Origin of the sequence: Catelliglobosispora koreensis DSM 44566, assembly GCF_000379685.1 — a bacterium.
Lineage (GTDB): Bacteria > Actinomycetota > Actinomycetes > Mycobacteriales > Micromonosporaceae > Catelliglobosispora > Catelliglobosispora koreensis.
In genome coordinates, this window is sequence record NZ_KB903249.1 from 1,052,431 (window position 1) to 1,069,889 (window position 17,459).

General features: G+C 64.6%; 18 protein-coding genes and 2 pseudogenes. 8 read left to right on the forward strand and 12 right to left on the reverse strand.

The window, feature by feature from the left end:
• Window positions 1–12: 12 nt before the first annotated feature.
• Genes A3E1_RS44425 through A3E1_RS38965 form a run of 8 tightly spaced genes read right to left on the reverse strand, consistent with a single transcriptional unit; the run spans window position 13 to window position 6,889 of the window.
• The gene (locus A3E1_RS44425) at window positions 13–699 is read right to left on the reverse strand and encodes a class I SAM-dependent methyltransferase (protein ID WP_083929361.1); all 687 of its coding nucleotides are present in this window, start codon (window positions 697–699) and stop codon (window positions 13–15) included.
• The gene (locus A3E1_RS0104860) at window positions 678–1,412 is read right to left on the reverse strand and encodes an ABC transporter permease (protein WP_020519616.1); all 735 of its coding nucleotides are present in this window, start codon (window positions 1,410–1,412) and stop codon (window positions 678–680) included. Before A3E1_RS0104860 ends, A3E1_RS44425 begins: the two co-directional genes overlap by 22 nt.
• Entirely contained in the window at window positions 1,402–2,283 is an 882-nt protein-coding gene (locus A3E1_RS0104865; protein ID WP_020519617.1) for an ABC transporter ATP-binding protein, read from the reverse strand. Before A3E1_RS0104865 ends, A3E1_RS0104860 begins: the two co-directional genes overlap by 11 nt.
• Entirely contained in the window at window positions 2,280–2,984 is a 705-nt protein-coding gene (locus tag A3E1_RS0104870) for a CPBP family glutamic-type intramembrane protease (protein WP_020519618.1), read from the reverse strand. The genes A3E1_RS0104865 and A3E1_RS0104870 overlap by 4 nt, the downstream gene beginning before the upstream one ends.
• Entirely contained in the window at window positions 2,981–3,589 is a 609-nt protein-coding gene (locus A3E1_RS44430) for a CPBP family intramembrane glutamic endopeptidase (RefSeq protein ID WP_020519619.1), read from the reverse strand. Before A3E1_RS44430 ends, A3E1_RS0104870 begins: the two co-directional genes overlap by 4 nt.
• Entirely contained in the window at window positions 3,564–4,904 is a 1,341-nt protein-coding gene (locus A3E1_RS0104880; protein WP_157631316.1) for a YcaO-like family protein, read from the reverse strand. The genes A3E1_RS44430 and A3E1_RS0104880 overlap by 26 nt, the downstream gene beginning before the upstream one ends.
• Window positions 4,901–5,953: a TOMM precursor leader peptide-binding protein gene (locus A3E1_RS0104885; protein ID WP_020519621.1), complete on the reverse strand. Its 1,053-nt coding sequence runs from the start codon at window positions 5,951–5,953 to the stop codon at window positions 4,901–4,903. The genes A3E1_RS0104880 and A3E1_RS0104885 overlap by 4 nt, the downstream gene beginning before the upstream one ends.
• Entirely contained in the window at window positions 5,954–6,889 is a 936-nt protein-coding gene (locus A3E1_RS38965; RefSeq protein WP_051104781.1) for a SagB/ThcOx family dehydrogenase, read from the reverse strand.
• A gap of 1 nt (window position 6,890) precedes the next feature.
• Here A3E1_RS38965 and A3E1_RS0104895 point away from each other — a divergent pair, with 1 nt between their 5' ends.
• Window positions 6,891–7,094 carry a hypothetical protein gene (locus A3E1_RS0104895; RefSeq protein ID WP_020519623.1) on the forward strand — a complete coding sequence of 68 codons (204 nt, stop codon included), beginning with the start codon at window positions 6,891–6,893 and terminating at the stop codon, window positions 7,092–7,094.
• A 91-nt stretch (window positions 7,095–7,185) separates the two neighbouring features.
• Here A3E1_RS0104895 and A3E1_RS0104900 read toward each other — a convergent pair whose 3' ends face one another.
• Window positions 7,186–7,782, reverse strand: a complete 597-nt coding sequence (locus A3E1_RS0104900; RefSeq protein WP_157631317.1) for a nuclear transport factor 2 family protein — start codon at window positions 7,780–7,782, stop codon at window positions 7,186–7,188.
• Window positions 7,783–7,862: 80 nt separating this feature from the next.
• Here A3E1_RS0104900 and A3E1_RS0104905 point away from each other — a divergent pair, with 80 nt between their 5' ends.
• Complete coding sequence (locus A3E1_RS0104905) at window positions 7,863–9,320, forward strand: PhoX family protein (protein ID WP_020519625.1); 1,458 nt, start codon at window positions 7,863–7,865, stop codon at window positions 9,318–9,320.
• Here A3E1_RS0104905 and A3E1_RS0104910 read toward each other — a convergent pair.
• Window positions 9,317–9,565 (reverse strand): hypothetical protein, encoded by a 249-nt coding sequence (locus A3E1_RS0104910; RefSeq protein WP_020519626.1) that lies wholly within the window; start codon window positions 9,563–9,565, stop codon window positions 9,317–9,319. The genes A3E1_RS0104905 and A3E1_RS0104910 overlap by 4 nt on opposite strands.
• 14 nt (window positions 9,566–9,579) lie before the next feature.
• Here A3E1_RS0104910 and A3E1_RS0104915 point away from each other — a divergent pair, with 14 nt between their 5' ends.
• The 4 genes and pseudogenes from A3E1_RS0104915 (at window position 9,580) to A3E1_RS0104925 (ending at window position 14,562) form a co-directional block, all read left to right on the forward strand.
• Complete coding sequence (locus A3E1_RS0104915; protein WP_051104782.1) at window positions 9,580–10,980, forward strand: MDR family MFS transporter; 1,401 nt, start codon at window positions 9,580–9,582, stop codon at window positions 10,978–10,980.
• A 93-nt stretch (window positions 10,981–11,073) separates the two neighbouring features.
• Window positions 11,074–11,991 (forward strand): annotated as a pseudogene (locus A3E1_RS49085) (fibronectin type III domain-containing protein); the annotation flags it as partial.
• 28 nt (window positions 11,992–12,019) lie between these two features.
• A pseudogene (locus A3E1_RS49090) lies at window positions 12,020–12,990 on the forward strand (chitinase); the annotation flags it as partial.
• A gap of 48 nt (window positions 12,991–13,038) precedes the next feature.
• Window positions 13,039–14,562 (forward strand): endo-1,3-alpha-glucanase family glycosylhydrolase, encoded by a 1,524-nt coding sequence (locus A3E1_RS0104925; RefSeq protein WP_020519629.1) that lies wholly within the window; start codon window positions 13,039–13,041, stop codon window positions 14,560–14,562.
• Between the two features lie 25 nt (window positions 14,563–14,587).
• On the opposite strand, the gene A3E1_RS0104930 is transcribed toward A3E1_RS0104925, so the two are convergent.
• Together A3E1_RS0104930 and A3E1_RS47680 are read right to left on the reverse strand one after the other, a co-directional pair.
• Window positions 14,588–15,553, reverse strand: coding sequence for a golvesin C-terminal-like domain-containing protein (locus A3E1_RS0104930; RefSeq protein WP_020519630.1), 966 nt, complete (start codon window positions 15,551–15,553; stop codon window positions 14,588–14,590).
• Window positions 15,553–15,702, reverse strand: coding sequence for a hypothetical protein (locus A3E1_RS47680; RefSeq protein WP_020519631.1), 150 nt, complete (start codon window positions 15,700–15,702; stop codon window positions 15,553–15,555). Before A3E1_RS47680 ends, A3E1_RS0104930 begins: the two co-directional genes overlap by 1 nt.
• 185 nt (window positions 15,703–15,887) lie before the next feature.
• Here A3E1_RS47680 and A3E1_RS0104940 point away from each other — a divergent pair, with 185 nt between their 5' ends.
• On the forward strand, window positions 15,888–16,853 hold the full coding sequence (locus tag A3E1_RS0104940) for a GlxA family transcriptional regulator (RefSeq protein WP_211215852.1): 966 nt from the start codon (window positions 15,888–15,890) through the stop codon (window positions 16,851–16,853).
• 12 nt (window positions 16,854–16,865) lie between these two features.
• Window positions 16,866–17,450, forward strand: a complete 585-nt coding sequence (locus A3E1_RS0104945) for an HD domain-containing protein (protein WP_020519633.1) — start codon at window positions 16,866–16,868, stop codon at window positions 17,448–17,450.
• The last annotated feature ends 9 nt before the right edge of the window (window positions 17,451–17,459 follow it).

Here is a 17,459-nt window from a genome sequence, read left to right on the forward strand (position 1 = left end):
TGCGTAACCGTGCTAACGGGTGAGGTGCAGGACCCCATCGACGATAGCGTGGCTGGAAGGCGACGGCGCGCGTGGAACAGGTAGCGGACGGTAATCGACCACGGTCCATCCGGCGTCTTCGAAGACGGTCAGACTGTCCAATCCCCACAGGGAAATGCCAGTCTGCGCGGCCATAAAAGCCGCCGACGATGCGGGCACGATGTCGGCGATCCAGTGGCTGCCTGGCAGACAAGAAGCCAGAGCCGCGAGCTCAGACGGCGACAGGTAGACCAGCAGACCTTCCGTCAGCACCACATCGGCGGTCAGAGTAGAAGGCAGAGACCGGGCGTCGCCGGCGATGCGATGCACGGGACAGCTCACCGAGTACCCACTGAGGATGTTGGTTTTGAGCTCTAAAACCGGCGCCGCGTCGACCTCGGTGAGCGACACGCACGTGGATAGGTCGAGCCGGTAGGGGCGGGTGCAGAGCCCGGCGCCCAGGTTCAAGACCGTCCGCCCAGGACACCATTCCAAGAGCATCGAATCGATAATGCGGGTACGCGATAAGACCTCGCCGGTGCCCGAAGCAACCATCGCCCGCTGCGTGGCCGAAAGCGCCGTGGCAAACAGTGAAGCGAGCGGATCGATGGACACGCGGCAGGCGGCGGCGATGAACGCCGTCGCCTGCACCGGTGGCGCTATTCCCAACGGAACAGCCATGCCGCGAAAATTCCGGTTAGGACGACCGTCCCGCCGAGCACCGACAACGGCAGGGTCAGCGAGTCGGCGGTGCCGACCCACGCCCAGCGCAGCGCGTCGATGGCATAGGTGAGCGGGAAAGCCTTGCTGATGTTCTGCATCGCGTCGGGCATGAGCGAGAGCGGAACCGTCGCTCCGGTAAGGAAAATCATCGGGAAATAGATGATGTTAGCGATGACGATGGCGGTCTGCTCCGAGCCGGCGACCGAGGCGATGAGCATGCCGATGCCGAACATCGCCGCCGAGCCTAGAATGGCGATCCCGGCGAAGGCCAGCGGATGTGCCGGGGCATGCAGGCCGAACGCGACGACACCAACGCCGATCAGCAGCCCGATGCCCAGCACGCAAATGACCGCGTTGACGAGGATCTGGGCGAGCAGAAAGTAACCGGGGCGGGCCGGGGTCGCCTTGAGCCGCTTGAGGAATCCGCGCGAGCGATACTCGGCCATGCCGATCGGGAAGCTCATCAGCCCAGCCACGGCGATGACGAGGCCGACATAGGCGGGCACGGACATGTCGACCGTTCCGCGCCCGTCCCAGAACTCCGACGGCTCGTTGCCATAGATGCCGCCAAAGATGGCCAGCACCAGCACAGGGAAGGCGAGCCCGAAGAACAGCGGCGGGAAGTTGCGCAGCATCCGCCTGCTTTCAAACGCCAGCACGTTACTGAACATGTGCTTGCCCCCCGGTGAGGTTGAGGTAGGCGTCTTCCAGAGACGGATTGAGTGACCGTGCGGAGATGTTGTGCGCCTGAAGGAGAGCGTCAACTTCGGACCGGGCCTCCTGCGTCGAGCACTTGACGAGGGTGCGCTTGCCGACCGAGGCGACGGTCACGCCGGCGACGCCCGCGAGTTCTCCCAGAGACCCCGTGAACTCCAGGCTTTCGCGGGAGTGTTCGCCCACGAGACCGGCAGGTGTTCCGGTGGCCACGACGCGGCCTCGCATCAGCACCGTGACGTGATCACAGAGGTATTCGACTTCCTCCATGTGGTGTGACGTCAGCAGAATCGTCAGCCCGTTCTCGTTGCGCTGGCGCAACTCCTCCCAGATGACGCGCCGTGCCGCGGGGTCGAGCCCGGTGGTCAGCTCGTCGAGGAACACGACCTTCGGGTTGCCCAGCAAGGCGAGCACGAGCGACAGACGCTGCTGCTGGCCGCCGGACAGTTTGGTCACCTGATGTTTGCGGTGCTCGGCCAGCCCGAAGCGGTCCAGCAGTTCGTTGTAGTCGGCCCGGTCGCGGTAGAACGACGCGAACACCTGGCAGATCTCGCTCACCAGAGTCCGGGGCGGGAAGACGCTGTGCTGCAACTGAACCCCGGCGCGCTCGGTCATGGCCTTGCGGTCGTGCCGCGGGGACAGGCCGTCGACGGTGACCTCGCCCGAGTCGGGCACACGCAGCCCCTCGATGCACTCCAGCAGTGTTGTCTTGCCGGCCCCGTTGGGGCCGATGACTCCGGCGACTTCCCCGGGTTTAACCGCGATGGATACGTCGTCGAGCGCGGTCAGCTGTCCATAACGGACAGTCAAACGCTTCGCGTTTATCACCCCGGCCTCCTCACATTGGTGTAGTACGCGGCGAATGATGCATGGATGAGGATCGCTGGCAGCACACTACCCTCGACGACGGTCAGTAGTCCGCCGATGAGCGAGATAGTGACGCTGGACAGTCCTAAAACGACGGCTTGCGCTCTGGTCTCGGTGAGCACCAGCTGGCCCACGATGAACAGCACGCCCGCGATGACAACGGCCGCCCAGGCGGGTGCGCCCAGGGCCAGCAGTCCCATGAGCACGACGCCCCGGAAGAAGAACTCTTCCACGGCCGCGCTGGCCGCCGGGACGATCCAGCGCCACGGCCCGGGCAGGGCAAGGATTTCCTGCACCCAGCGCACTCCCGTGACCGCTGACGGTACGTCGGTGCGCGGGTTGACCGCATACAGCACGGACATGGCGAAGGCGGTCAGGGCGCTGGCGCCCGCGGCGGCAAGGACGGTGAGCGCGACCCCGTGTGGCGTTACGTGCCAGCGCAACAACGTGAGCGGACCGCCCAGCACGTATGCCGCGGACACTCCGAGCACGAGATAGATGAGAGTCCCCAGGATCGGGAAGACGTATTTCGACGGCACCCCGGTCAGTGACGACAGCCGTAACCTGACGCGCTGCCTGGTGCGCGTGCTGGAGAACGGCAAACGGTAGGCGGCCAGCCAGATCGCTGTCACCGCGATGGCCTGGGCGCCAAAGGTCATCATGGCGCGCGCCTTTGCAGGACGAGCAGCACGACGAGGTTTTGCGTCACGTGGGCGATCAGCGGGATCACGAGGCTGTGTCCACTCAGGACGAATAGCGTCCCGAATCCTACTCCCGTCAGGGTTTTCTGCCATACCGTGAGCCACCCGAAGTACAGGTGGTTGAGCCCGTACACCACTGACGTGATGGCGATGACGGCGGCTGGCACGAGCCATTGCTCCAACAACGTGAACGCGACACCGCGAAACAGCGCCTCCTCCGCGGCTGCTGCGGCCACGGCCGCAAGCAGAGCCGTGGCCCCGCGCCCTGACCGCTCGTGCACGGCCAGTCTGGCGAACCGCCGCATCGTCAGTGATCCGATGACATATTCCACGAACGGCGCCGCAAGCCCGGCGCCAATCGCGATGGCGTAAAAGCGCGTGTCAAAGGGAAGCGTGAGCAATGGCCGTAGCGGCGTCACGAACCACGCGAGCCCGGCGATCGCCGCCAGGGCAAGAGAAAACGTGACATGTGGGCTCAGCCGCGTGCGGGCCAGCCGCACCGCCTGGGCCGGAAACGCTGTGCTGACAAGCACCAGCAGGCTAAGGCAAAGGGTGCGGGTGGTCATACGCAACTCCGCCATAGCGGGTCATCCGCGGGTGCGCCTTGGGCGGCAGCCCAGGCAGGCACATGCTCAGCAGCTCGGGAATGAGCACCCGCACCACTTTCCAGTCGGTGTCAGCCAGCTCGGGTGGGGTGATGTCGAGGTAACACGCCCACTCGCTGACCCCGGCCACCATCCGGATCAGCTCGGGCAGTTGCTGGTCAGCCGAGATCGCTGGGATCTCGCTGAGCTTGATCTCGCCGGAGAACCGTTGCCCGACAATGTCTTTCTTCACCTGTGCGTCTTGTGGGCTGGCGTAGAACAGGACGTTGGTGTCCAGATCGAGGTAGGGCGAGGAGTTGACGGCCGCGTGCACCTTCGTCGTGTCGAAGATGGAGCTATACATGCCCAGTCCCAGGATCGCCGCGCTTTCCATCGTGCCGCGCAGAAACGCTGTCTTCGGGCTGCCGTCGCCCTGAACGCCGAAGCTGATGAGCGGCAGCGCGTCCTTCTTCCGCGTCAGGAACACGCCGATCGTGGGAAGCGGCAGCTCTGGCCGTGTCAGATAGCCAGCGCGCACGTCATATTCGTCCAGGCGCAGGCTTTCTAGTACCCGCTGCACATCGCTGTCGTCGTTGATGATCTCCGGCGCGGGAGTCGCCGTGTACCAGTTGAGAATGAAGGCGTCGATCTGAACGGCCTCAATCAGCGCGTTGCGCAGCGCCTGGTCCAGGCTGACGTGCGCGGCTGTTCCGGTGGAAAACGAAGGGGTGTAAAGCAAATCGGCATGCTGCGCGCTAGCGGTGAAGCCAAGAAAGAAAAGCTGCGCTGGTACGAAGACATCCGTGCCCGGCCGCACCAGTGATGGACAGCTGACCCAGGCGATGACGTCGTCTTCTTCCGGAAGTCGCCCTGAATACCGGTGCAGCCGTCCAGACAGCGCTTCCTGCTGCGCGGGGCTGAAAATCCCGAGCAGGTCCAGCGGCAAACACGCCCCCTCGGCGGACAGCTCACGCCTTGTCGCGTAACGAAACTCGTGGTCGAACATGCGGATCGCCGTCATGGCCGCGTAGCGTTCCACGCTCTCGCCCATGAGCTTGATCATGGCTTCTTCTTGGTACAGCCCGTAGCCGCTGAGGTGGTACTGCACCTGAAGATGCGGATCATTCATGATCTGGCGGTGGTAGTGCGGCATGGTCGCCGTCATGGAACGCATCAGCGGCTCACCCGGGATGTCGGCCACCGTGACGAAGAAGCCCGGCATGATTCCGGCCTGGTTTCCGCCCAGGTGACGATAGCGCTTGAGGAGATGCGCCATAGGCGGGTAAAAGGCTGTCACCGCAACACCTCGGCCACCACACGGTCGACCGCCGCGCGGCTGTTGAAGTTGATTTCCCGCAGCCGTTGCCGCGACACCTTTCCGCACGCGGGACAGTTCGGCATGCGCAGCAGGTCCTGCGTCTGAATCTCCCACGTGGGCAGGTGAATCGACAGTGCCCGGCCACTAAAGCGCGACGTGCCGGTGGCGGCGTGCAGGTAGCCCTCGGTGACCGCGATGGCGGTCAGCATGGCCAGCATCGGCGCGTCCGTGGGACGGTCGGGCAGGCGGCCCAGCGGCGAGCGCGCGAAGTCGTGGTAGGACACGTGGTCTTCCAGCCGGGCCAGCGCCCGCTGCTCGAAGCACTCGAAACAGCCCGTGTGCGGGGACTTGATGCCCACCACCGACACGAACGGGCCGTCGATGAAAGCGCTGATCCAAGGGGTGTCCTGGCCCTCGACGAGCCGGTTCAGGTTGCGCAGCATGGGCAGCCACGGGCGCTGAAAACAGGTCACGATCGCGGCCGCCTGGGTGAACCGCGGCCGGAGCGCCGCGATCGCGGCTTCCGTGGCCAGACCGTCCACTCTGGAGGTCAAGTCCTGGTCTAACTGGTCTTCCACGACGGTCAGCTTCAGGCGCATGCCTTCGGCAAGCAATTGGGCGTGTGGCTTGGCCGCGTCGGAGTCGGTCAGGAACAGCACCTCACCGGTGGGCGCCTGTCCGCCGGTCGGGTAGGGGGTCACCAGGCGGCCCAGCAAGGCGGCCGTTATCGCGTCTTGGTGAGCGCCGGTGTCGGTGTCAGTAATCATCCCTGCGCCGGCGATGTCGGCGAAGAGCCGCTCGATGTTGGCGCGTTCGATCGGGAGCAGCCCGGGATCGAGGTGATCGGACAGCCGCATCGGACCGCGCCCCAAGGCGATCAACGCCGCCTTAACGGACCGCCCTACCGCGGGTGGCTCGGCGCTGACGTCGATGACGGCTTCCTCAAAGTTCCACACTCCGGTGCGGATGCGCACTCGCCCGGCACTGTCTTCGATGAGGCGCGTGGTGCTCGCCAGCACGTAAGCCACTTATTCCCCCTGCCCGACGACGGTGACGTGCACGACGTGGCGGGTATGCCCGTCGAGGCCTAGCTGACGTTCAATAGCGGTCTTGTCGTAGCTGCCCTGGTCGCAGCCGATCAGGCCGAGAGCCGTGCGCGCCAGGTGCAGGTTCTGCAGGATCGCCCCGGTTTCGATGAGTCCAAACACGACACCGCTATCGCCGTACTTCCTGGAGTTGTGATACAGGTTGTACGCGAACGTGACCGCGAAACCGGACTGTGTCATCTCCAGATCAGGCGACCGCAAGACTTCCGCCCCGGTGCCGTCGGCGACCTTCGCCACAGCATGGGCGTAAGGCAAGTATTCATACGTCGCCGGAGGCAGCCCATTGACCGCGAACGCGTGCACGAAAAGCGAAATGGGGTAGAGCCCACCGCCTGACGGCGCGTTGCGCAACTTGATGATGCCGTGCGGCGCGGCCGGATTGCCATAGGGCAGTTCACCTGACGTGCCCTGACAGTGGAACAGGATCGCCGACAGGTCGGTCAGCTCGACCGGCTTGCCCGTGAAACCTCTGGCACTGCGCCGCTGCGTCACGACCGCGGTCAGCCCGGCCTTGAGCGGCTTGGGTTTAGGCAACGCTATCGCTTCGCGCAGGTCCTCTTCGAGGTCAGCGTGGCATGAGGTGAGGATCGCGTCAGGCTCATAGAACCGGCCGATGCCCAGCTGGAAGCCAAGTTTGGCGTTGTCGTTGCGGTAGTTGAGCAGCAGCTGTTCGCCCGCGAAGTCGTCATCTGAGGCGGCGAACCGTCCACGAACGACGGTGTCGGGTGTGGCCACCACCGTGGACGACGAATAGATCGACACGAGGGTGTGCTGCATCGAGAACCCGCCCGCCGCCCGCAGATAGCTGTGCTCGCCGAGCGCTTGTTCCACTTCTTGCTGCGATCGCTGGTACGCCAACGTGCCCTCCAAAGACGACGGTGACGCCGCGACGCGGCGTCACCGGTTGGTGATGGGCTACCAGGAGCAGCAGCTCGTGCAGCAGCAGTTGCCGCCACCACACGTGGTGGAAGCGCCTGGGGCGACAGTGACGGTAAGACCACCGGTCGCGGTCGTTCCCACCTGGCCAGAGAAGCTCAGCATGGCAAACACCCCCTCTTGGTGACACTGCGTGTCATCGATGGATGTCGGTACGTTAACAGAGGGAGGTGATCGATCAAAAGAGGTAAATGGATGAACGGATTGTTACCCGTTCATCAGGACAGGCTGAACCCGCAGACTTTCCAGTCCTTGTCCTCTTTTATCAGGTACAGCCCGAAGGGCACCTCTCCCAGCACCGGCAGCGTCAGCGTGACGTCGACGTCGGCGGTTGGGCCGTTGATGGTCTCGTTGCTGACCTTGAAGCCCACCAGCATCGCGAGCCATTGCTGCTGCTGGTTATTGGAGTTTTGCCCGCTTTCACCGCGTAGCAGCACGCACAGGTGCGACCGCGCCGTCTCCTGATCGTTGGCCACGGTCGCGGCAAGGAACTTCTCGGCCACCGCGGTCGGGCTCAGCACCGGTGGCGGCGTCGGCGACGGCGGTGTTGGCGAGGGTGCGCCGCCCAAGCCCAGGGGCGAGGAGCCACCGAACAGGCTGGTGGAAAACGCGAGGCCAGCGAGCACGCCGCCGGAACAAACGATCAGTAAAACGGCCGCGATCGCGATGGCCCTCAGCGGGCTGCGCGACTTGCGTGGCGGTGGTGGCGGGGGAGCGAAGTATGGCTCGTTATAAGGGATCGCGGTGACAGGCAGCGGCACCTGTGCCTGTCCCCTAATAGGAATTTCCCTGGTGTTGTCTTCCGGGCCGAGCACTTCTCCCCCTCCGGTCTCCCCCGACCATACGCTAACGTCTCCACCTACCAGCAGGCTGCGGGGGATCGAGGAGGATCGTCATGACAACTGTTGACCGACGTGCTCTACTGCGCGGGATCGCAGCGGGAGCCGTGCTAGGCGGGCCATTCGCGGGATTCGCCGCCAGAGCCGCGAGCGCGGCCGAACCGCAGGCCGCTCAGCTGCCGCTTGGGCCGGTCGCTGACCTGCGAGATAACCAGGTCAGACTGCATTTGCCGGAAGGCTTTCAGTATCGCTCGTTTCACGACACCGAAACACCCGTCACGCTCGATGACGGCACCATCCTGCCCGGACGCCACGATGGCATGGCCGCGTTCCCCGGCCCGCGCGGCACGATCAGGCTGGTCCGCAACCACGAAGTGAACGGGCCAGGGGCGGCGTTTGGGCCGGGCACGCCCTATGACGCGATGGCCCGCGGCGGCACGACAACCATTCAGGTGACGCGGTTCGGCGAGGTGCAGAAGGCGTTCACCAGTCTCAACGGAACGCAGATGAACTGCTCCGGCGGGCCGATGCCCTGGGGCAGCTGGGTGAGCTGCGAAGAAACCGTCAACGGCCCCGACGTCGCGCCAGATTTCACCGGAGCACCAAACACCGCACTGCAAAAGCGCCACGGTTTCATCTTCGAAGTGCCCTCAGACGGGCAATCCGACCGGGAGCCGATCACCGACGCGGGACGGTTCGCGCACGAGTCTGTCGCCTGCGACCCGCGTGACGGCACGCTCTACCTGACCGAGGACAATTTCGGGTACGCCTCCGGTTTCTACCGCTACGTGCCGCGGCGCAACCCGTGTCACACGGGCCGTCTGGAAAACGGTGGCCGGCTGCAAATGCTGGCCGTCAAAGGCACGCCCAACGCGGAGCTTGCCGCGCACCAGGCCGACGGAGCGGCGTACAAGGTGGTGTGGGTGGACATCGACGACCCAGCGCCCAGTTTCCCTTATGAGCCAGGCGTTGTGGCACCGACCACGAACGACACCGCGCTGAACTATGTCGGCAAGCAGGGCCGCGTGCAGGGAGCGGCTCACTTCTCCCGGCTCGAAGGCGCTGTCTACGATCGCGGCGTCGTCTACTTCACGTCCACTCAAGGCGGCGGCGCGGCGGAAACCTCGCCCGGCCCGGTCGCCGATGGTTACGGCAACGGCGCTGGCCAGGTGTGGGCATACCACATTCGCTCACGCATGCTCCGGCTCGTCTACCAGTCACCGGATCGCCAGACGCTGGACTTCCCGGACAACATCACGACCAGTCCGCGCGGCACGCTGATCCTGTGTGAGGACAACGCGCAGGACAACTTCATCCGTGGGCTGACCAAGGACGGGCGGTTGTTCGACATCGCGCTGAACCGCTTGCGCAGCAGCGGTGGGGCCGACCGTTCCAACGACGAATTCGCTGGCTCGACGTTCAGCCCTGGCGGGCACACGCTATTCGTCAACATCCAGGCCGGGGCCGGGATGACTTTCGCCATCTGGGGCCCCTGGCACCGGCTCGGCGTCTAGGGCTGGCAGTTGATGATGCGGTATGTGGAATAGCGAGTGTGCTGACCCCAGTCAAAAGGCTCGCCACAGTAGCCGTAGGACCAGCCACCGACCACCACGGTCTTGCTGGCGTTGGAGTAGTAGGTGAAGGTGACGCTTTGGTATGGTCCCGGATTCGGGATGGCTGCGGCGGGAGTCGCGACCGCGGTCGCGGCGAAGGCGGCGATAGCGCCTGTGATCAGCAGGCGGCTGGCTAAACGCATCATCAGAAAATCGTAGCATGCAAATATATAAGCGGGGACACGTGCAAACCAGCGTTGACGTGGGGCTGCGATCGGAACGGGGGCCGATCCTGCTCGCCCTGATGGTCTCGACCGGGCTCGTGGCCATCGACGCGACCATTATCGCGACCGCCGTCCCGTCCGTCGTAACCGACCTCGGCGGCTTCGCCCAGTTTCCGTGGCTGTTCTCGGTGTTTCTCTTAGCCCAGGCGGTCACCGTCCCGATCTACGGCAAGCTCGCTGACCTGTTCGGCCGCAAGCCCATCATCCTGTTCGGCATCGGGCTCTTCCTCGTCGCGTCTGTCCTGTGTGGACTCGCGTGGTCGATGCCCGCGCTGATCGTGTTCCGGGCGCTGCAAGGGCTTGGCGCCGGGGCCATCCAGCCGATCAGCCTGACCATCGCCGGTGACATCTACTCACTGGCCGAACGAGGCAAGGTGCAGGGCTACCTGGCCAGCGTTTGGGGAATATCGGCGATCGCGGGACCGACCCTGGGTGGCGTTTTCGCCCAGTACCTGACGTGGCGCTGGATCTTCTTCATCAACATTCCGCTGTGCCTGCTCGCCGCGTTCATGCTCGGGCGGAACCTGACCGAAACCGTGGAACGCAAGAAACATCAACTCGACTATCTCGGGGCGGCACTGCTGAGCGTGGGTGCCGCCCTGCTCATTTTGGGCATGCTCGAAGGCGGCGAGGCATGGCCGTGGATTTCCTTGCCAGGGATAGGGATTCCGGCAGCGGGTGTGGTGCTGCTCGCCTGGTTCATCGCCGTTGAGCGCCGGGCCGCCGAACCCGTGCTTCCCTTGTGGATATTCCGCCACCGGTTCCTCGTCATCGGCTGCCTGATCGCGGTGGGTGTCGGCGCTGTGCTCATCGGCCTGACCTCCTATGTGCCGACCTATGTGCAGGCAGTGCTGCACACCAGCCCGCTAACGGCCGGGTTCACGCTCGCCATGATGACGATTGGCTGGCCGATCACGGCTTCGCTGTCTAGCCGGGTCTACCTGCGCCTTGGCTTTCGTGTTACCGCGCTCATCGGCAGCGCGGCGACCCTTTGCGGAACGGTCCTGCTCACGGTCAGTTCGTCGGTCGCCTCGGTCGCGCTTTCGTGCTTCATCATTGGCGCCGGCCTGGGTTTCGTCGCCTCGCCCACGCTCATCGCGGCGCAGTCCACCGTCGGCTGGTCTGACCGTGGCGTGGTGACCGGTGCCAACATGTTCAGCCGCTCGATGGGCAGTGCCGTTGGCGTGGCGCTGTTCGGGGCGATGGCGAACGCGACGTTACGGCGTGACGGAGCCGCCCTAGCCGTGGCTTCGCAACGCGTGTTCCTCGCGGTGGCCATCCTGGCCCTGCTGATGGGCGTGGCCGTGGCGTTTCTGCCGACCTTAAAGAGTGTCTAAATAGGCGGGCGTTCATTGACAGGGGGCATCGCTACTAGCGAATATTTAATTAACTTTCTTTATAGATGTGACCCTCCTGACTTTGGAGTCGCCATGAACAGACTGCGTCTGGTGGCAACTGCCGCCGTTACCGCCCTGGTCGCTGGCTTAGCAGTGGCGGCCGCGCCGGCCGCCGCCGCGGAAGTGCTGGTAAACGGGGGCTTTGAAACCGGTACCCTCTCGCCCTGGTCTTGTTCTGGAAGCACCGGAAGCGTTGTCTCCACACCGGTGCGCACCGGAACGAAAGCCCTGCAAGGCGCGCCAGCCGGCTCCGACAACGCCAAGTGCGTCCAATCAGTACCGGTCGTTTCGGGCACGAGCTACACGCTGTCAGCCTGGGTGCGCGGTAGCTATGTCTACCTTGGTGTCACGGGTGGAAGCTCGACCTGGACGCCCAACGCGGCCAACTGGACCCAGCTGACCCTGACCTTCACCGCCTCCAGCAGCACCGTCCAGGTTTACCTGCACGGCTGGTATGGCACCGGCAACTATCATGCCGACGACGTGTCGCTGCAGGGACAGGGCACCGGCATCCAGGTGCCCGGAACGCCCGGCACCCCAACCCCGGGCACCATCACCAACACCTCCATCGCGTTGTCGTGGGGAGCGTCGTCGGGAACCGTTACGGGATACCGGGTTTACGAGGGCAGCACCGTGGTCGCCTCGCCCACCGGCACCAGCGCGACTATTTCGGGACTGGCCGCTTGCTCAACGCACACCTACAGCGTGGCCGCCTACAACTCCGCCGGGGAATCACCACGTTCCGGCACGGTCACTGTCCAAACCACAGGATGCACCACGGGTGTACCAGGTGTGCCGCCCAATTTCCGGGTAACCGCCTCTGCTAACACGTCGCTCAGCCTCGCCTGGAACGCCTCCTCCGGAACCGTTACCGGCTACCGGGTTTACCAGGGCGCCACGCTCAAGGCCACGGTCACCGTGCTGTCCACCACGATCACCGGCTTGACGGCGTGCACGAGCTACACGTTCAGCGTGCGTGCCTACAACAGCACCGGTGAGTCCGGCCCAGCCACGCTGACCGCCACCACGACCGGCTGTCCCGTGGGCAATCTGCCCAAGCACCTGCTCACTGGCTACTGGCAGAACTTCGTCAACGGGGCGACACCGTTGCGTTTGTCCTCCGTGCCAACGTCTTACGACATCGTCGCCGTCGCCTTCGCTGACGCCGTCGCGGGGCAACCCGGAGCCGTGACGTTCAATTTGGACAGTGGACTGTCCTCGGCGCTCGGCGGCTACACCACGGCACAGTTCAAGGCCGACATCGCGACGCTGAAGTCCCGCAACCAGAAGGTCATCCTGTCCGTCGGTGGTGAGCTGGGGTCCGTCGCGGTCAACAGTTCAGCCGCGGCAACGAATTTCGCTAACTCGATGACCTCGCTGATCAACGAATACGGGTTCAACGGCGTCGACATCGACCTGGAGAACGGGCTCAACCCGACCTACATGGAGCAGGCGCTGCGCTCGATCCGCAATAGTGTCGGCGCGGGGCTGCTCATCACCATGGCACCGCAGACCATTGACATGCAGTCCACGGGAGCCGGTTACTTTTCGCTGGCGCTCAACATCCGCGACATCCTCACCATCGTGCACACCCAGTTCTACAACTCCGGTGGCATGCTCGGCTGTGACCAGATGTTCGCCTACAACCAGGGCACCATCAACTTCCTGACCGCGCTGGCGTGCATTCAGCTGCAGTCGGCGCTGCGGCCAGACCAGATCGCCCTGGGCCTGCCCGCGACCACATCAGCGGCCGGCGGTGGCTACGTCAGCCCGTCTGTGGTCAACAACGCCTTGACGTGTCTGGCGGCCCGCACCAGTTGCGGCAGCTTCGTCCCGCCAACGGCCTGGCCAACCATCCGCGGCGCGATGACCTGGTCTATCAACTGGGACGCCTCCAACGGTTACGCGTTCGCCAATTCCGTTAGCGCGCACCTGGACTCGATGCCGTAAACGCAACACTAGGTGGCCCGGGTTCGGGCCACCTAGTACCCTCCTCTGATGCGGCGTAGCACGATCATTTACACCTGCCTGATCGTCACGGGCGTGCTCCTGTTAGCGGGCGCATTCGTGGCCTGGCCAAGGGAAACCGCCGCTATCTCACCGGGCACCGCATCGCCAAGTCCGTCCGATCTGGACATCGCTTCCGGCGTGAGCGACCCCAGTCCATCGACGGCTCCCAACTGCGGTGCCTTCGCCTTTGACAAACCGTCCACGGCGGCGTTGCGGTCCTCGAAGAAGAAAGCCTTCGCCTTCTACTTCCCGCCTTTCCCTGTTTCCATTGAGAACAAGGATCCCGCGAGCGACAGTTACACCAAGTGGCAGTTCACCGGCGACGCGACCGGGAAGTATGACTTGCGTGACCGGCCCATCGGCCGTCCCGTGCGCGGAAACTCCTGGCGCCAGCAAGACTTTGAACTCGAAGTCAAGCAGGCGATCGCGGTGGGCCTCGACGGCTTCATCTGGGAATACCACACACACGCCACCGATCAGCGCTGGAATCAGCTGCCAGCCATGCTCGCCGCGGTCAAAGCCGTCGACCCCGGGTTTCGCATCATGCTCAGCCCCGACCTGCCCCAAGAGGCGAACACGTTGCCTGACGGCATCATCTCCGACGTGCTGAAAGTCAAAGACGAGCCAGCGTTGTTCCGCCACGAAGGCTCGATCGTGCTCGCGCCGTTCTACCCTGAGCGCAAAGCACCGTCGTTTTGGGACGGTGTGCGCCAGTCACTTTCGGCGCAAGGGGTCAAGACGACCATGATGCCGCTTTTCCTTGACGGGACACCGGATTCGCGGGGACCGCAATGGAACAACAGCGTCATCGGCTACTCGCGGTGGGGGAGTTCCTGGGCGGGAAGCGCCGGATCGCTGGCGACCATGTCGTCGCAAGCGCATCAGAAGAGCCGCTTGTTCATGGCACCCATCGTCTTCGAAGACACCCGGACATATAGCGGCCAATACTGGGAGTCCGGCAACAGCGCCACCTTGCGGGCGACGATGGAAAAAGCCATCTCCGGCGGGGCTGACTGGGTCTACTTCCGCACGTGGAACGACTACACCGAATCCTGGATGGCACCATCGGCCCAGCGCGGCCACTCCGTTGGTGACGTCGCCGCCTACTACCTGACGTGGTTCAAGACCGGTTCCCGGCCCGCCCTCAAACGCGATGCGGTGTACTACTTCCACCGCAGCCATCACACCAGTCTCGGCTACGACACGTCCAAACAGGTCAAGCCGATGAAGCTCGTCCAGGGCGATCCCGTGACCAACGACGTCGAGCTGCTGGCTTTCCTTGCCACACCTGGGAAACTCACCATCACGCAAGGCGGCGACGTGCAGACCAAAGACGCCGAAGCGGGAGTGACCTCGTTCAAGGTGCCGTTGCGGGCGGGCAACAATCCCGTCTTTGAGCTGCATCGTGAAACGGGTGCCGTCATTTCGGTGCGCAGTGCGACCGCGACGAAGACGAGCATCTCGTTGCAGGACTGGATGTATCACGGCGGAGGTGGCACCGCCTGCCGGTAAGGGCAGGCGGTGCTTTACGCGACGATCAGACGCGGCTAACGCGCACGGCATCGGCGATGATGATGCCGGTGCCGTTGGTCCAGCGGCTCACCCCGACCTTGTTCGCGTCACCCGCGGCAAGGTTGAAGGTGCCCAGCACACGCCATTGTCCGCCGGTCACCCGCTGGTCGACGTGCACGCTGACGTTGCCGCCCGTGGTCACCACGACATAGGGCGCCGCCGAGTTGTATCCCGAGTTGGCCGGATACCAGGCTTCCACCCGGTAGTTGCCCGTCTCGGGAATGGCGAACTGGTACCAGGCGGCATCGCTTGCCGCGACTGGATCGGCGAACCGGTAGTTCTCGCCGTATTTCTGCGACGAATACGACGACGTGCCCCAGTTGGCGCTAGCGGTGAACCGACCGGCGGTCGAGTTGTCCACAATGGACGACCAGCCCGGGGGTTGCGGGTTGAGTAGGCCAGCGATCTCGGTGCGCAAGGCGTTGAGGTCGATGAAGGACGGATCGATTTTGCCGGTGGTACTGGTCTCGCGGTGCCCACGCACATAGCTGGCGTCGCGGCCGAGCCGCTGCAGCACCGCGACGGTCGCCTTGACCGAGGCGTTGTATTGCGCGGCGGTCATCTGCTGGTTGACCCCGTTGTAGTCGATCTCCCAGCCGATCAGCATCGTGTTGCCATCGCCTGCCGGGATCGGGCCGCTGGCCCGCGCCTGGCCGGCGTGGTTGCATCGCCCGGCTGAAATCACGTGGAAGACACCGTGATAGTCGACCAGCGCCTGGCACAGCGGGCCAGCCAGGTCGGGCCGGCCGTTGATGCAAATGTTGAGGGCGGGATGCGGGTTGCTCGCACTGGAGGTCGCCGCGGTGTGGTGCCACAGCACCCCGATGGGGTCGAAGGAGCCTGGGCGCATCCGGTTGCGCCAGTCTCCGTGCTCGACAACCGTTACGCCAGCGGCCCGCAGAACATCAGCGAGCCAGGGAATGGTAGCCATCAGGACGCTCCCAGAATATCGGCGAGACATTCCGGTTCACTGGTGTTCGCGGCCGCGGGCTTGGCGATCACTGCCACGGCCGCGGCCACAAGTGCGGGGACGGTGAGCAGGGCCCGCCGTCTTAAGTGGATGATGCGGGACTTTCGCATGGCGCTCCTTTTAGGGGCGATTCGATGCACCAGGTGAGCGCACGTTATAACGCAGGCAGACGCCATGTCGATACCTTTCGTTGTTATCACGGAGGGTGAAGGAATTCGCCGCAGACCGAAGGATGGCCGAATCTGCCAGAGTTATGTCATTGCTGCCATGCCGCTGAGCAGTGCAGGCTTGTCCCGTGCGGGTAGTGATCGCGGTTTTCGACGGGGTAGGAATGCTCGACGTGACCGGGCCGGCCGAGGTCTTCCACGCGGCAACGAAACTGCTCGGCTCACGCAAACGCGGATACGAGGTGCTGCTCGCCGGTCCGCGTCCGGGGCCGGTGCGCGGCGGGAACGGGCTGCAGATCGTGGCCGACATCGGCTTCGCCGACGTGGGCACCGCCGACACGGTCATCGTCCCGGGCGGGCTGGAAATCACGCACGGTCAGCTCAAACCCATCGTGCGCCCCGACATGGTCGACTGGATCAGCGCCGGGGCACCACAGTGGAACCGCGTCGCCTCGGTGTGCGCGGGCGCGCACATGCTCGCCGCCGCCGGGCTGCTCGACGGATGCCGCGCCACGACCCACTGGTTCTCGACCGACCAGCTAGCCGCCGACCACCCCGAGATCGACGTCGACCCCGACTCGATATTCGTGCGGTCCGGCAAAGTCTGGACCAGCGCGGGAGTCACGTCCGGGATGGACCTAGCGCTGGCTCTCGTGGCCGAAGACCACAGCGAACAGCTCGCGCGCAAAGTCGCCCAATGGCTCGTCATGTACCTGCGCCGGCCCGGCGGGCAGAGCCAATTCAGCGTGCCACTGTCCACTGCGGAGCCCCGCTCACGCAAGATCCGCGACCTGCAGCACTGGCTGACCGAGAACCTGTCGGCAGACCTGTCCGTGCCCGCGCTCGCCCGCCGCGCCAACCTCAGCGAACGTCACTTCGCCCGCCTGTTCACCGAGCAAACCCACGTCACCCCAGCCGCCTTCGTCGAAGCCAGCCGCACCGAAGCCGCACGCCGGCTCCTGGAGCAAACCGACGAACCCGTCGACGTGGTGGCAGCACGCTGTGGCTTCGGCTCCGCCGAAACGCTCTACCGCACGTTTCGCCGGCGCCTCGGCACCACACCAAGCGCCTACCGCCACCGTTTCCGGTTCTGAGAAAGGAATCCCGTGCACACCATCCCCGACACCGCGTTAGCCCGCGCCGCCAACGAGATCCTCGTTACCTCCAGCCCACCAACGCTTGTGGGCCATTGCCGGCGCACCTACCAATTCGGTGCGCAGCTCCTGGTACAGGCCGGCCGGACCTTCGACACCGAAACGCTCTACGTCGCCTGCCTCCTACACGACCTCGGCCTCACCGACCAATTCGAAGACGGCGAGACCGCCTTCGAAATCCGCGGAGCCCAAGTGGCACAGGCGTCTTTGCTCGAACACGGCGCCACACCCGAACAAGCGAACCTGGTCTACGACGCCATCGCCCTGCACCTGCGGCCAGCAGACGACGAGCTGCGAGCCGAAGTCACCGGCGTCACCATCGGCGCGGCCGTCGACGTGCTCGGCCTGCGCTTGGACGAGCTGCCCAAACACTTTGTGGCCCAAGCACTTGAGGAGTTCCCCCGCGACGGCCTGAAGGCCTATCTGCAAGAGGCTCTCGTCAAGCAGGGCAAACTCAAGCCCACGTCACGGATAGCCAGATACATCGAGAAGTACCAGTTCGCCGACTTGGTCGCCGCGACACCGTTTGACAGCTGAGGCCGCTAG

Coding starts and splice junctions, on each gene's coding strand:
- A3E1_RS44425 (WP_083929361.1), bottom strand. CDS start 699: ATGGCTGTTCCGTTGGGAATAGCGCCACCGGTGCAGGCGACGGCGTTC.
- A3E1_RS0104860 (WP_020519616.1), bottom strand. CDS start 1,412: ATGTTCAGTAACGTGCTGGCGTTTGAAAGCAGGCGGATGCTGCGCAAC.
- A3E1_RS0104870 (WP_020519618.1), bottom strand. CDS start 2,984: ATGATGACCTTTGGCGCCCAGGCCATCGCGGTGACAGCGATCTGGCTG.
- A3E1_RS44430 (WP_020519619.1), bottom strand. CDS start 3,589: ATGACCACCCGCACCCTTTGCCTTAGCCTGCTGGTGCTTGTCAGCACA.
- A3E1_RS0104905 (WP_020519625.1), top strand. CDS start 7,863: ATGACAACTGTTGACCGACGTGCTCTACTGCGCGGGATCGCAGCGGGA.
- A3E1_RS0104910 (WP_020519626.1), bottom strand. CDS start 9,565: ATGATGCGTTTAGCCAGCCGCCTGCTGATCACAGGCGCTATCGCCGCC.
- A3E1_RS0104915 (WP_051104782.1), top strand. CDS start 9,580: ATGCAAATATATAAGCGGGGACACGTGCAAACCAGCGTTGACGTGGGG.
- A3E1_RS0104925 (WP_020519629.1), top strand. CDS start 13,039: ATGCGGCGTAGCACGATCATTTACACCTGCCTGATCGTCACGGGCGTG.
- A3E1_RS0104930 (WP_020519630.1), bottom strand. CDS start 15,553: ATGGCTACCATTCCCTGGCTCGCTGATGTTCTGCGGGCCGCTGGCGTA.
- A3E1_RS47680 (WP_020519631.1), bottom strand. CDS start 15,702: ATGCGAAAGTCCCGCATCATCCACTTAAGACGGCGGGCCCTGCTCACC.